General features: G+C 66.3%; 14 protein-coding genes. 6 read left to right on the forward strand and 8 right to left on the reverse strand.

Features of this window, described 5'->3' with window-relative positions; all coding sequences use genetic code 11:
• Positions 1-5: 5 nt before the first annotated feature.
• The 5 genes from LH390_RS04635 to LH390_RS04655 form a co-directional block, all read right to left on the reverse strand.
• A complete protein-coding gene (locus LH390_RS04635; protein WP_227282403.1) occupies positions 6-1,490 on the reverse strand; it encodes a molybdopterin-dependent oxidoreductase in 1,485 nt (494 codons plus the stop codon).
• Between the two features lie 41 nt (positions 1,491-1,531).
• Positions 1,532-2,041, reverse strand: coding sequence for a hypothetical protein (locus LH390_RS04640; RefSeq protein WP_227282402.1), 510 nt, complete (start codon positions 2,039-2,041; stop codon positions 1,532-1,534).
• Positions 2,042-2,260: 219 nt separating this feature from the next.
• A complete protein-coding gene (locus LH390_RS04645; protein WP_227282401.1) occupies positions 2,261-2,893 on the reverse strand; it encodes a LutC/YkgG family protein in 633 nt (210 codons plus the stop codon).
• The gene (locus LH390_RS04650; protein WP_227282400.1) at positions 2,890-4,431 is read right to left on the reverse strand and encodes a lactate utilization protein B; all 1,542 of its coding nucleotides are present in this window, start codon (positions 4,429-4,431) and stop codon (positions 2,890-2,892) included. The genes LH390_RS04645 and LH390_RS04650 overlap by 4 nt, the downstream gene beginning before the upstream one ends.
• Positions 4,428-5,213 (reverse strand): (Fe-S)-binding protein, encoded by a 786-nt coding sequence (locus LH390_RS04655; RefSeq protein WP_227282399.1) that lies wholly within the window; start codon positions 5,211-5,213, stop codon positions 4,428-4,430. Before LH390_RS04655 ends, LH390_RS04650 begins: the two co-directional genes overlap by 4 nt.
• A 442-nt stretch (positions 5,214-5,655) precedes the next feature.
• Between LH390_RS04655 and LH390_RS04660 the strand changes: the two genes are divergently transcribed.
• The 6 genes from LH390_RS04660 to LH390_RS04685 all read left to right on the forward strand — a co-directional run bounded on the left by LH390_RS04660 (position 5,656) and on the right by LH390_RS04685 (position 11,846).
• Positions 5,656-7,338, forward strand: coding sequence for an L-lactate permease (locus LH390_RS04660; RefSeq protein WP_227282398.1), 1,683 nt, complete (start codon positions 5,656-5,658; stop codon positions 7,336-7,338).
• A 160-nt stretch (positions 7,339-7,498) separates the two neighbouring features.
• Positions 7,499-8,869, forward strand: coding sequence for a diaminopimelate decarboxylase (gene lysA / locus LH390_RS04665; protein WP_227282622.1), 1,371 nt, complete (start codon positions 7,499-7,501; stop codon positions 8,867-8,869).
• Positions 8,870-8,995: 126 nt separating this feature from the next.
• On the forward strand, positions 8,996-10,330 hold the full coding sequence (locus LH390_RS04670; RefSeq protein ID WP_227282397.1) for a homoserine dehydrogenase: 1,335 nt from the start codon (positions 8,996-8,998) through the stop codon (positions 10,328-10,330).
• A 41-nt stretch (positions 10,331-10,371) separates the two neighbouring features.
• Positions 10,372-11,298: a homoserine kinase gene (thrB, locus tag LH390_RS04675; protein ID WP_227282396.1), complete on the forward strand. Its 927-nt coding sequence runs from the start codon at positions 10,372-10,374 to the stop codon at positions 11,296-11,298.
• A 24-nt stretch (positions 11,299-11,322) separates the two neighbouring features.
• Entirely contained in the window at positions 11,323-11,577 is a 255-nt protein-coding gene (locus LH390_RS04680; RefSeq protein WP_227282395.1) for a hypothetical protein, read from the forward strand.
• The gene (locus LH390_RS04685; protein WP_227282394.1) at positions 11,574-11,846 is read left to right on the forward strand and encodes a hypothetical protein; all 273 of its coding nucleotides are present in this window, start codon (positions 11,574-11,576) and stop codon (positions 11,844-11,846) included. The genes LH390_RS04680 and LH390_RS04685 overlap by 4 nt, the downstream gene beginning before the upstream one ends.
• Here LH390_RS04685 and LH390_RS04690 read toward each other — a convergent pair.
• Genes LH390_RS04690 through LH390_RS04700 form a run of 3 tightly spaced genes read right to left on the reverse strand, consistent with a single transcriptional unit; the run spans position 11,836 to position 13,978 of the window.
• The gene (locus LH390_RS04690) at positions 11,836-12,579 is read right to left on the reverse strand and encodes an AAA family ATPase (protein WP_227282393.1); all 744 of its coding nucleotides are present in this window, start codon (positions 12,577-12,579) and stop codon (positions 11,836-11,838) included. The genes LH390_RS04685 and LH390_RS04690 overlap by 11 nt on opposite strands.
• Entirely contained in the window at positions 12,576-13,277 is a 702-nt protein-coding gene (locus tag LH390_RS04695) for an AAA family ATPase (RefSeq protein WP_227282392.1), read from the reverse strand. The genes LH390_RS04690 and LH390_RS04695 overlap by 4 nt, the downstream gene beginning before the upstream one ends.
• A gap of 14 nt (positions 13,278-13,291) precedes the next feature.
• Entirely contained in the window at positions 13,292-13,978 is a 687-nt protein-coding gene (locus LH390_RS04700) for a helix-turn-helix transcriptional regulator (RefSeq protein ID WP_227282391.1), read from the reverse strand.
• Positions 13,979-14,038: the final 60 nt, after the last annotated feature.

Genomic DNA, 14,038 nt, shown 5'->3' on the forward strand with positions numbered 1-14,038 from the left:
CCTTTCTAGATCATTTGCATGCGGTCGTAGTTGTCAAAGTCCTCGAACCAGCCGCCGCGGCCCTTGCCAATGACGTCATAGCGGCCGACGACCTCAATGCGCTCGACCCATTTGGCGGAGCGGAAGCCGGTGGAAATCTCCTGGCGCAGCCGCACCGGCGCGCCGTTTTTGATGGGAATGTCCTTGCCGTCGAGGCCGATGGCGATGAGTGTTTGCGGCTGGGTGGCCTCCATCATCGGGGCGGATTCGTAGTACCAGCCCTCCGGATAGATCGCGTCATCGCGGCCCATGTTTTGGAAGCAGCCAAACACCACGTCGGTGGCGCCGGGCAGCGGGCGGGCCAGCTCGAGCAGCCGGGCCAGCGGCACGCCGGACCATTGGCCCACCGAGGAGAATCCCTGCACGCAGTTGTGCATGGTGGTCTGGCTGTAGCCGTCGGCGATCTCGCGCAGCTGGGCCAGGGTCAGCGTCATGGGGCGCTCGACGAGCCCACCGATCTCCAGGTAGTAGTCATCCTCATAGCCGTGGGCGACCAGCGCGACGTACTCGTCATTTTCCGGCGGGCATCCGGAGGCCCGGAAGTGCGCCGTGGTGGCCTCCGGCGAGTAGTCCTGCCGGGACTTCAGCTTCATCAGCTGCCGGGTCAGGGGGCGCACCACCACGTTGTGGATGCGCTCGACCAACCGCGGGTTGTTCAGCGAGGTCTTGGTGGCCACCACGTGGAGGAAGACCACCAGCGCCAGGCCCAGGCAGAAGATCACGGCGGCGGCCAGCGGCGAGTCGGTGTGGCCGAAGACCATCTTGGAGACCTCCGTGCCAAAGCCGTGGGCGATGACCATGGCCACGTGGATGACAATGAACACCACGTAGACCATCAGCCCCCACCAGTGCAGGGTGCGGATCATCTGACGCCCGCCGAGTGCCCGGGTGATCTTGGGCCAGTGGGAGTTGACGGCGGGGGACTGGAACATGCCGGTAAAGATCATGAAGGCCGGCATGATGAGGATGATCACCGCGTAGGACAGCTGCTGGACGGCGTTGAAGGGGTAGCCGGGCATGTGCTCGGGGACCTGGAAGGCCAGGTAGCTAATGATGTCCCGGCCGGCCTGCGGGAAGACGTCCCAGCTGGCGGGGATGTACCGGCGCCATTGCCCGGTGACGGCCAGCGCCACGTAGTAGGCGACGAAGCAGGTGACAAAGCCCATGACCATCATGAAGTGCCAGTAGCGGCCCTGTCCCAGCAGGCCCTTGCCGGGAAGGGAGATCAGGGGGGAGTAGTCCTCGTATTCGCTGCCTACGGCGTAGTACTTGTGCTTGGGCTTGGACTTGATGGTGAATTCGGCCCACTGCTTGCCCGCGGGGGTGTGAATGGAGGTGTGCAGGCGGGGGAATGTGCCCAGGATTTCAATTCCGGAGCGGATGAAGAAGGTGATGAAGATGATGTTGACAAAGTGCTCTGCGCGGAGCCACCAGGGGAAGTCGTAAATCATGGTCAGTGTTTTCGGTCCTTAGTGCTGGTGAGTGGGGGAGGCTAGTCCGTAAAGCCCTGGGTATCCGGCCAGGCGACGAGGATGCCGTAGCCGAGGGCCGCGCGCAGGACCAGGTAGGCCACCGCGGACAGCGCCATGAGGTTCCACGTGGCGGCCAGTTCCACGGAGGCACCGTTGCCCACGTAGGGGGCGGTGCCGACCAGCCCGCCGATGTAGACGACCAAGGCGCCGGAGGCGACCAGCGCGCCGAGGTCCCAGACGCGCAGCTGGGTGCACAGCCCGAAGGCAAGGAAGATGACGGCCGCGGCGACTACCAGCCACAGGGCGATCTGGCCGTGGGCGAAGGGCAGGTGGCTGCTGCGTGCCACGCCGGCGGCGCACGCTGCGCACACGGCGATGCAGGCCAGCAGCGCGGCCTTGGTTAGCCGGGGCAGGTTGAAGCGGAAGTAGCGCAGCAGGGGCGCGCGGGTGCGGCCCGGCTTGATGTGGTGGTACACGTCCTCGGTGGCGTTAGCAGTGCCCACCGCGTTGGGGGTGTCGGTGATGTTCACTAGGCGTCCTTACCTGTGCTGGGAAACAATCGAGACCGCGTGAGATCTCGAACACAGTTAAAGATGCTATGAATGAACTGGCGAAAAGGCCTAGTGTACGAACGTACGCCGCAGCAAGGGGGCGGTTTCCACCCCGGCGCGCCGGCGAGGTATTGCACAAAAAATACCGCCACCAGCCGGGAAGCTGGTGGCGGTTGGTGGCGGCTAGCGGTACAGAGGCTAATCCACCACGATGACGATGAGATCGCGCGGGCCGTGGACGCCTTCCACGCGGGCGAGCTCAATATCGGAGGTGGCCGATGGCCCGGAGATCATGGTCACCGGGGCCGACGCATCGAGCCGGCCAATCATCTCTGGCACGCCGTAGACGACCGTGTCCATGCGCACGATGCACACGTGGCGGTCAGGCACCAGGGTCAGGGCGCGGCGCCCGCACACCGGGTTGGACATCAGGCAGATGGTTCCGGTCTGGGCGCAGCTGACGTGGGAGTCCGTGACCACGGCGTCCACGTCGTTGAGGGTGCGCGGGTCCACGGTGCGGTCATCGGCGCTGGCCTGCCCGTCGAATCCGGCGAAGAGTGCGGGGTCGAGCCCTTCGGCGTAGCGCACCTGCTTGCAGGACTTGTCGTGCAGCGTGGCGGCGAGGACGTCGGCAAGCGAATCCCCGGTGGCGGTGACTACCTCAGCCTTGTAGTCGATGAGGCGGTCGATGAGCAGCTCGCGCAGCTCGTCGCGGCCCATGTCCGTGGAGCGGACGTAAGTGCGCTGCGCCTCGTAGCGCTGCGGGGTGCCCGACAGCTGCTGGGCGTTGCGGATGCGGGCCAGGATTTCCTTTTTGGCGGTGGTGGTCATCGGTCCTGCTCCTCCACGGTCTCGTGGGTGGGAATGCCCTCGGCGCGCGCCTGTTCGAGCAGATCACGGGCCTCGTCGGACTCCCACCACTGGCGGAAGGACTGCTTGGGCGGAACGGCCGTGTCCCGCACGTTCGTCCAGCCGGACAGGAAGCTGGGCAGGTGCGTAATGGTCTGGTTGAACCCGCCGAGCAGGCGCCCGGCGCGCACGACGCGCATGAGCCGGTTCCACAGCCCGGAGTGGCCCATGGCCAGCCCTGCCGCGCCGAGGATTGCGCCCTCGATCTTGGGCTTGTGGTGGCTGATCTTCTGGTGGCGCATCTCCAGCAGGACGTCGGTGATCGGGATCTTGACCGGGCACACCGAGTCGCAGCGCCCGCACAGGGAGGACGCGTACGGCAGCGAGGCGGACGGATCGTCCACCGAGTCGATGCCGGTGAGCTGCGGGGTGAGGATCGCCCCGATGGGGCCCGGGTACGTCGAGCCGTAGGCGTGCCCGCCGGCGCGCTCGTAGACCGGGCAGACGTTGAGGCACGCGGAGCAGCGGATGCACTTGAGCGCCTCGCGCCCGATGGGGTTGGACAGCGCCGCGGTGCGCCCGTTGTCCAGCAGCACCAGGTGGAAGTTCTGCGGCCCGTCACCCGGGGTGACACCCGCCCACAGGGAGGTGTAGGGGTTCATGCGCTCGCCGGTAGAGGAGCGGGGCAGCAGCTGGAGGAAGACCTCCAGGTCCTGGAAGGTGGGCACGATCTTTTCAATGCCCATCACGGAGATGAGGGTCTCCGGCAGGGTCAGGCACATCCGGCCATTGCCCTCGGATTCGACGATGGTGATGGAGCCGGTCTCCGCCACGCCAAAGTTGGCGCCGGAGATGGCCACCTTGGCCTCCATGAACTGCTGGCGCAGGTAGAGGCGGGAGGCCTCGGCTAGCTCGGCGGGCTCGGTGGACAGGGACTCATCCGTGTCGGGCATCTCGCGGACAAAGATGTCGCGGATCTCCGCGCGGTTGCGGTGGATCGCGGGCACCAGGATGTGCGAGGGGGTGTCGTGGCCCAGCTGGACGATCAGCTCGGCCAAGTCCGTCTCCTGGGCGGAGATGCCGGCCTGCTCAAGCTGGTCATTGAGCGCAATTTCCTGGGTGGCCATGGACTTGATCTTGACCACGTGCTTCTCGCCGGTGGCCTGCACCAGTTCGGTGACAATGCGGCCAGCCTCGGCGGCGTCGCGGGCCCAGTGGACGTGTCCGCCCCGGGCGGTGACGGCGGCCTCGAACTGTTCGAGCAGCTCCGGCAGCCGGGCGGCGACGTCGCGCTTGATGCCGGAGCCGGCCTCGCGCAGGTCCTCCCAGTCCGGGCATTCCGCGACCACGTTGGCCCGCTTGTTGCGGATGGTGGTGGTGGCGTTTTTCAGGTTGCGCCGTTGGGTGGCGTTGTCTAATTCGTCGTGCGCGGCGCGCACGAAACCGGTCTTGCCGCGCAGGTGGCCCGGCGAGTGCGGGGCGCGTGGCGGCATGGCCGGGGAGCCGAGTGCAATGCTCACAGCATGGCCTCCCTCTTGTAGGCGGCCTTCTCCGGGGTCCACGGGTGGGCCTTGGTGGAGGCCAGGATTTCTGCCATGTGGATGGCGCGGATGCCGTTGCGTTGGCGGGACATGGTTCCGCCGATATTCATCAGGCAGGAAGAATCGCCGGCGGTGACAAATTCGGCGCCAGTTTCCTTAATGTGGCGGACTTTGTCGGAGACCATGGCGGCAGATGTTTCTGCGTTCTTGATGGCAAAGGTGCCGCCGAATCCGCAGCATTCCTCACTATTGGGAAGGTCCACCAGCTCCAGCCCTTCGACGTTGCGCAGCAGCTTAAAGGGGCGTTCGCCGACCTCGATGAAGCGCAGGGAGTGGCAGGAGGTGTGGTAGGTGACCTTGTGGGGGAACCAGGCTCCCAGCTGGGTGGTTTCCATGACGTCGACGAGGAATTCGGAGAGGTCGTAGGTCTTGTTCGCGGCGCGTTCGGCGGCGTCGACAAGCGCGGAGTTGCCGTAGCGCTGGGCGATACGGACGTGCTGTTCGCGCACGGCGCCGGTGCAGGAGCCGGAAGGGGCGACGACGTAGTCGATGGAAGGGTCCGCAAATGCGTCGGCATAGGTGCGGATGATGGGCACGGCTTCTTTTTGGTAGCCGGTATTGATGTGCATTTGGCCACAGCAGGTCTGGGCCTCGGGGTAGACGATGTCGCAGCCCAGGCGCGCGAGAATTAACGCGGTGGCCTTGTGGGCGTCGGGAAACAGTGCGTCGCCGATGCACGTGGAGAAGAGTGCTACTCGCATGAATGCTCCTGTGGTCGGGTTGCCCACCGGGGGTACCGGAGGTGGTGGGCCGGGTGACCCTTCTCACCCTAATGCGCCTCGTGGGAGAAAAGTATGCAGGCAACCCTTCCTACCTGCGGATTTACGCAACACGGGCGTTGTTTAATTGGGATGATCAGTGTTTCTCGCGGGGGTAGTTCGGGGCCTGAGGGGCGGACGCAGGGGGGATGTCAGATGTCCGGAAGTGGGCGCCTCGTGTGAATGTGTCCAACGTCACAGTGAGGGACGTGGAGCGGGGCTAGCAAAAAGGGGTGACCATTCGATGGTGGAGCAACGCGCGGGGGTAATCCTGTGGAATAGCCTGAAAAAAGGTGCGACAATACACAACGTCAACACCACGTCGATAAAAATTCGAGTTTTTGACCTGCCCACCTTTTAAAAATCTTTGTGAAAGGCGTTCCACGTGGATCCGCAGTCCCTCTCAGTGCTCGCCGCTGAGTACACCGCGCGTACCGACGCCGTCGCCGGCAACGTCGCGCTGTCCGCCCTCGCGGGAATCCTCCCGCTGGTGACATTTTTTGCCTTGCTCATGGGCCTGAAATGGAAAGCCCACTGGGCAGCCCTCGGCGCCGTGGGCGTAGGCCTGATCATCGCCGTCGCCCTCTTTTCCATGCCCGCCGGGCTCGCCGCACTCTCGCTGAGCCAAGGCATCTGCTTCGGCGTATTCCCCATCGTCTACATCATCATCATGGCGGTGTGGATCTATGACCTCACCGTCGCCTCCGGGCGCTTCGAGGACCTGCGCCTGATCTTCTCCAAGGTCGGCCGCGGCGACATGCGCGTCCAGGCCATGCTCATCGGCTTCGCCTTCGGCGGGCTGCTCGAAGCTCTCGCCGGTTTCGGCGCCCCGGTGGCCATCGTCGCCGCCATGCTGCTGGCCATCGGAATGGACCCGCTCAAGGCGGTCCTGGTCACCGTGGTGGCCAACGCCGCCCCGGTGGCCTTCGGCGCCATGGCCATCCCGGTGACCACCGCCGCCGGACTGGCCCAGCTGGTCCCCACCGAGGTTGCCGCCATGGCCGGCCGCCAGGTCTCCGTGGTGGCCCTGGTCGTCCCGCTGGTGCTGTGCCTGATCATGGACGGGATGCGCGGGCTCAAGCAGTGCTGGCCCATGGCCATCGTCCTGGGCATCTCCTTTGGTGGCGGGCAGTTCCTGGCCTCCAACTACTTCACCTACGAACTGACCGACGTGGTCGCCTGCCTGCTGTCCCTGGCCGCCGGACTGGCGCTGCTGCGCGTGTGGGCGCCGACCACCCCGGAGGATCAGGCCTCCCACGTGGACCAGTCCACGGGCAGCCTGGAGCCCGGGCGCATCGGCCTGGCGCTGTTCCCATACCTGCTCATCGTGGTCGTCTTCGCGGTGACCAAGCTGTGGACCTGGGGCGTGGACGTGCCGGGCGCGCTGGCGTCGACCGATAAGAAGATCAAGTGGCCGGGCCTGCACGGCAACCTGCTGACCGCCTCCGGGGAGGCCTCCTCCTCGCCGGTGTTCAACTTCAACTGGCTGTCTAGCCCAGGCACCATCCTGGCCATCTGCGCGGTAATCACCGTGGTGGTCTACACCGCCTGCCACTCTGGTGGGCGCTACCGCCTGGGCTATGCCAAGGGCTTCGGCGAGCTGATCCGCGGTGTCAACCGGATGAAGTGGTCCTACCTGACCATCGCCTCGGTGATGGGGCTGGCCTACGTGATGAACTTCTCCGGCCAGACCGCCGCGATTGGCGCGCTGCTGGCCGCCACCGGTGCGGCCTTCCCCTTCATCTCCCCGGTGCTGGGCTGGCTGGGTACTGCCGTGACGGCTTCGGCGACGTCGTCCAACGCGCTGTTTGCCCAGATGCAGGCCACCACCGCCGGACAGGTGGGCGTGGACCCGAACCTGCTGGTGGCGGCCAACACCTCCGGTGCCACGCTGGGCAAGATGATCTCCCCGCAGACCGCGGCGATTGCCGCCGGCGCCACCAACATGGAAGGCGGGGAGGGGCGCATCTTGAGCTCCGCTGCCCGCTACTCGCTGTTGCTGCTGGTGGGCATGGGCCTGCTGGTCTTCTTGCAATCCACCGCGGTGCTGGGCTGGATGGTGCCCTAAGGCTCGCCGCACTTCAGGCTCCGGCCCACCCGACCCCGGCCCACCCGGCCCCGGCCCACACCCAACCTCGGCTTGGTGTGGGCCGGGGTTGTCAGCGATACTGGTGTTTCTTGTCTTCAGTTATCCCAGTTAAATCAAGGAACCGACGCCCCTCATGGACATGCCCCCCGCAGCTGACTTCAACGACCTTCCCGCGCACGTGTGGCCGCGGGGCGCGCGCCGGCGTGCCGATGGCGCCGTGACCATTGCCGGGGTGGCGCTGCCTGACATCGTCGCCGAGTTTGGCACCCCGGTGATGGTGGTAGATGAGCAGGACATGCGCTCCCGGATGCGGGACATGGCTGCCGCCTTCGGGGCCCCGGAGCATGTCCACTACGCCAGCAAGGCGTTTCTCACCCGCACGATCGCCCACTGGGTCGATGAGGAAGGCCTGTCGCTGGATGTGGCCAGTGAAAACGAGTTCCTCATCGCCCGCGCGGCGGATTTCCCGGCCGCCCGCATTGCCGCCCACGGCAACAACAAGTCGCGCGGCTTCCTGCGCCGCCTGGTCACCGAGAAGGTTGGTCGGGTGGTGCTTGATTCTTTCCAGGAGCTGGAGCGCCTAGCGGACATCGCTGCCGAGTGCGGCGTGGTGCAAGACGTGCTGGTGCGCGTCAAGCCGGGCATTGAGGCCCACACCCACGAGTTCATTGCCACCTCGCACGAGGATCAGAAGTTTGGCTTCTCCCTGGCCAGCGGTTCGGCCTTCGAGGCTGCCCGCCAGGTGCTGGACTCGTCTTCTTTGCGGCTGGCCGGCCTGCACTGCCACGTGGGCTCGCAGGTCTTTGATGCGGAGGGCTTCTCCCTTGCCGCCGAGCGGGTGCTGGGGTTGCTGGAGCGCATTATCGACGACCTCGGTCCCAGCCACCCCGGCGGGCGCGCGGGGCTCGCCGCCCAGCTGTCGCACCTGGACTTGGGCGGTGGCTATGGCATCGCCTACACCACCGATGAGGTGGCCCTGGACGTCTCTGCGGTGGCCCGCGACCTGCTGCGCCGGGTAGCCGGCCACGCCCGCGATTTCGGGCTCCCGGAGCCCACGGTGACCGTCGAGCCGGGGCGCGCGATTGCCGGCCCGTCGACGGTGACGGTCTATGAGGTGGGCACCGTCAAGGACGTCCACATCGCCGCGGACAAGACGCGCCGCTACGTCGCCGTGGACGGCGGCATGTCGGATAATATTCGCCCCGCGCTCTACGGGGCGGAGTATGACATCCGCGTGGTGGGCCGCCTGGTTCACGGCACCCCGGTGACCACCCGCGTGGTGGGCTCGCACTGCGAGGCCGGGGACATTCTGGTGGATTCGCTCGCCGCCCCGGACGACATTTGTGCAGGTGACCTGGTGGCTTTGCCCGCCACGGGGGCCTATTGCTACGCCATGTCTTCGCGCTATAACTCCTTTGGCCGCCCGGCGGTGGTGAGCGTCAAGGACGGTCAAGCCACGCTCATGGTGCGTCGGGAGACGGTGGCAGACATCCTCGCGTTGGAGGCTTAAACCGCCCTAATCACGGCTCGCGGGCCGCCCCAGATACCACGATTAGACTGCTTGGTCTATAGTGGCTGCATGGCTCGGGAGAACCGGGCCGCACACACGTGTTGTCGGCGATGACTGGGGAGAGAGATGACCAGTACTAACGGTCAGGGTTTTAATCAGGGCAAGGGCGAAGGCCAGCCGGTGGGCATTGCCATTTTGGGCTTTGGCACCGTGGGCTCTCAGGTGCTGCGCCTCATGCTCGATAACGCCGACGCCTTCGCCCACCGCATCGGCGGGCCGCTTGAGGTGCGCGGCGTGGCCGTCTCGGACCTGTCCAAGTCCCGCGACGGGGTGGACCCGGAGCTGTTGACCGATGACGCCATGGCCCTGATCAACCGCGATGACGTGGACATCGTCGTGGAGGTCATCGGCGGGATCGACTACCCGCGCAAGCTGGTGCTCGCGGCGCTCAAGGCGGGCAAGTCCGTGGTCACGGCCAATAAGGCGCTGGTGGCCGCGCACGCAGATGAGCTTGCCGCCGCGGCAGAGGAGGCCGGGGTGGACCTCTACTTCGAGGCCGCCGTGGCCGCCGCCATCCCGGTGGTGGGCATGCTGCGCCGCTCCCTGGCCGGCGATCAGATCGAGCGCATTGCGGGCATTGTCAACGGCACCACCAACTTCATCCTGGACGCCATGGACTCCACCGGCGCCAGCTATGACGACATGCTGGCTGAGGCCACCCGCCTGGGCTACGCGGAGGCGGACCCCACCGCGGACGTGGAGGGCTATGACGCGGCCTCCAAGGCGGCGATTATGGCCTCCCTGGGCTTCCACACTCGGGTGAAGGCCTCGGACGTTTACTGCGAGGGCATCACCGCGATCACCGCCAAGGATATTGCGGCGGCGAAGGAATCCGGTCACACCATCAAGCTGCTAGCCATCTGTGAAAAGCTCACCGATGAGGAAGGACACCAGTCCGTGTCTGCGCGCGTGCACCCCACCCTGATTAGCCGGGACCACCCCCTGGCCAGCGTCTCTGAGTCCTACAACGCGATCTTCGTGGAGGCCGAGGCAGCCGGACGCCTGATGTTCTACGGCAACGGTGCCGGCGGCAACCCCACGGCCTCTGCGGTGCTGGGTGATGTGGTCGGCGCTGCCCGCAACAAGGTCCACGGTGGCCGGGCGCCGGGCGAGTCCACCTATGCCAACCTGCCGGTGGCAGATTTTGGTGACGTTCCCACCCGGTATCACATCGACATGGTTGTCCGGGACCGCATCGGCGTGCTGGCTGATGTCTCTGCCATCTGCGCCAAGCGGGGGATCTCCTTGCGCACGGTGCGCCAGGAAGAGTCCGGGGAGACCGCCCGGCTGATCCTGGTCACCCACACGGCTGCGGAGCGCGATCTGGCCGACACGGTGGCTGCCTTGAGCGCATCCGCGGATGTGTTGTCCGTGGAAAGCGTCATCAGGCTGGCCGAGTAGGTCAGGCAGTCAGGCAGCGAGTAGGGCAGGAGATCGATGAAGTGAGCGTTGACATTGAGGTCGGCCGCACCGTCACGGTGAAGGTTCCGGCGTCCTCGGCGAATTTGGGCCCGGGCTTTGACACCCTGGGCCTGGCGGTGAGCATGTATGACACGGTGACCGTGGAGGTCACCGAGTCCGGCCTGGAGATCATCATCCACGGCGAGGGAGCCGATGATCTTCCCCGGGACTCCTCGCACCTGGTAGTGCGCGCCATCCAGGCGGGCTTGACCGCAGCGGGGGTCAGCGCGCCGGGTTTGCGGGTGGAGTGCACCAACGTGATTCCGCAGTCTCGCGGCTTGGGCTCTTCGGCAGCCGCCGCTGCGGCGGGCGTGCTGGCGGCCAATGGCCTGGCCGGCAATCCTTTGGACACCGAGAAGGTGGTGCAGCTGGCCTCGGCGTTTGAGGGCCATCCGGATAACGCGGCGGCCTCCATTCTGGGCGGCGCGGTGGTGTCCTGGACGGAGATTCCCGTCGACGGGCAATCCCTGCCGGTCTACCGTGCGGTGCGCATCCCGGTGCACCCGGACATCATCGCCACGGCCCTGGTCCCGGATTCGCATGCCTCTACCCAGGCGGTGCGCCGGGTGTTGCCCAGCCACGTCACGCACACGGATGCGCGTTTTAACGTCTCGCGCGCGGCGGTGATGACGGTGGCCATTCAGTCGCATCCGGAGTTGCTGTGGGAGGGCACCCGCGACAGGCTGCATCAGCCCTATCGCGCGGACGTGCTGCCGGTGACCGCGGAGTGGGTCAATCGCCTGCGCAACCGGGGCTACGCGGCGTACCTGTCCGGGGCGGGCTCGACGGTCATGGTGCTGTCCACGGAGCCGGTCGAGGAGGCAATACTTGACGACGCCCGCTCCGCCGGCCTCGCCGTCCACGAGCTACAGGTCGCCGGTGCGGCAGACGTGACGGTCGCGTCGTAGGTACTGTAGGGGGGCATGGATAGGGTGACTTCACTATCAGATCATCGCCCGCTGTGGCTGGCCATGATCGCCGTGTTCGTGTGCGCACCGTTGGCGTACCTGCCGTGGGTGTGGCTCGCGGTGCCAGCCACCGCCGCGCTGATTGTCGTTGCCGCGTGGCAGGTCGGGAAGCTGCGCGGCAGGCCGGGGCTCATGGCAGTGGGCCTGGCGGCCGTTGCCATCGGCATCATCCACGCGGCGTTAACCATCTTTTTGGTCAACCTGGTATCGGAGGCGTGATGAATTCTGCATCCCCTTCGTCCCAGATCCGCGCTGTGTTCTCCCTCTACGCAGTCGTCCTCGTCGGGCTGGTGGCCAGCCTCGCCGTGCCTGCCCCCATCGCCATGATCATCTGTGGGGTGTGCAGCCTCATGGTCGCAGGATTTGCGTGGTGGGGCCGGCGCCTGGGGCCGGCATACCTCACGATGTGCCTGCTGTTCATTGTGACTGCGGGTATCGCTCGGGTGGCGTTTATCTGGATGAGCGGCTGGTTGAGCGTCACGCTGTAGTGTCCGCGCAGTAGTCGGCCATGTAGTCGGCCATGCCCACCGGGTCGGCCAGGAAGTCCTCCCAGGCGCGAAACGCCAGCGTCTCGCACAGTGGCAGGGTGTCCATGGTGCCGCCCGCGTGAAATTCGATGATGCGCGCGCCTGGGATGGCCAGCACGACGGGAGAGTGGGTGACTATGACGTATTGGCCACCCGCGTCCGCGGTGCGCGCGATGATGGCCAGCAGCGCCATCTGCCGCACGGTGGATAGTCCCGCCTCGGGTTCGTCGAGGAGGAACAGTCCGTTGCTGTGGAAGCGATCCATCGCGACGTCGAGAAGCGATTCCCCGTGGCTGCGGTAACGCAGGAGCGTGCCGTTGGGGTCCAGGCTGGTGGACGCGGTGGCTAGGTGGGTTTCTGCGCGCAGGAAGTAGCCGCCCATCGCGCGGGTGCCGCGGATGGCGGCGCCGATGCCGGCAAAGACTGACTCTTCGCGCAGCCCCACATCGGCACGCGGCAGCCCGTAGGCCCCGCCGCTAGGGTCGAACCCGCAGCTGACGGCGATGGCTTCCAGCAGGGTGGATTTGCCCACACCGTTGTCGCCGGTCAGCAGGGTGACAGGGCGGGCTAAATCCAGTGCCCCGGCGTCGCGGACGGCGCGCACAGCTGGGGCGCTCGCCGCCCAGGCGGGCAGGTCGCGGTGGCGCCAGTGGGCGTCATGGAAGCGGAAGGACTCGACGAACAGCCCGCTCATGGTTCCTCCTCGGCGCTAAGGAATTCCGCGGTGCCCTCCGGGTCGGAGAGGAACTCGCGGGCATCGCGCACCGCCTGGGTCTGTTCATAGGACTGCGCGCGGATTCCGGTACTGGTCAGCTCCACAATCTGCGCGTCCGGGACGGCCAACAGGATGGGAGAGTGTGTAGCCATGAGCACCTGGGAGCCGGCGCGCGCGAGGGTGGCGATGATGCCTAAGGCCTCCAGCTGGCGCAGCACCGACAGGCCGTCTTCAGGTTCGTCGAAAATGTAGAGCCCATCGCCGCCGCAGCGGTGGCGCAGGATGTGCATGACGGACTCGCCGTGACTGCGGGCCAGCAGGTCGGGAGCCCCCTCGATGTCATCGCGGTAGGTCCGCGCGATGTCCAGGTGCGTTTCGCCGCGCAGGAAGTACCCGTCGCGCGGGGAGCCGCCGCGGCTGATCCGCAGGTAATCGTGCACATCTTGGGTTTCATGGGTCTGCGTGACCAGCATCCCCCGTGGCCCGCCGCGGCCGTGGAAGCCCATGGCCCGGGCGATGGCTTCGAGCAGGGTGGATTTGCCCGCGCCGTTATCGCCACTCAGGATCGTCACCGGGGCGCGCAGCTTAAGCGGGCGCTGCGTCAGCGCGTGCAGTGCGGCGGGCAGGTGGCTCCTGCTTATCGACGCCTCCAGCGCCACCGAGCGCACGAAAAGCATGGCGGGCAGGTGGCCTACGCGGCGGTCGGGCGCAGGTGGATCCGGCAGGTGTGATCGGCGCGCAGGGGCTCAAGCTCAGAATCCAGGGCGCGGCCCTGGGCGAGCAGCTCGCGCAGGAACCCCTCGTGGACGTGGCAGATGGACACCGAGGGCACCCCGTCGGCGCGGGCGAAGGGGCACGCATTGAGGCAGATTGTGGTGGGCTCGGCGGGCGCGGGGGCGTCGATAAGCTCGGGGTCGAAGCCCAAATCGCGCAGGCGCGAAAAGACCCGATTAATTGCTTCTTCCGGGTCGGAGTAGTCCTCATCCCCGGCCATGGTGTGCGCCCAGCGCTGGCCAACCAGCTGGGCCTGCTGCGGGTCGATGGTATCGGCCAGCTCCGCAATGAGGCTCAAATACTCGTGCGCGATGGCGCGATTGTCCGGAAGGCGGGTGCTAAAAATCAAGGTCGGCCGCCCGCGGCCGGTGATGGGGGCCTGGCGGTGCCGTACGGCACCCTGCATCTGCAATTCATCAAGATGCCCGCGCACCGTGTTGGCGTGCATTCCCAGCTGCTTGGACAGCTCGGCGACGGTGGCCCCGTCCGGGAAGGTGTGCAGGGCGTCGAGGACCTCACGCTGCCGGGGGCTTAAGTGCAAAGACTCGCGAAAGAGCTCGGTAGTGGGCTTCGGTGCTTGGCGTGTTGCGTCAACCACGGTCATGATCTCACGTTCTCTCCGGCATATATGGGTAAAAAACTCTCCCTTTAACTTATGGGTTTA

This window comes from Corynebacterium uberis (assembly GCF_020616335.1).
Classification (GTDB): Bacteria; Actinomycetota; Actinomycetes; order Mycobacteriales; family Mycobacteriaceae; genus Corynebacterium; species Corynebacterium uberis.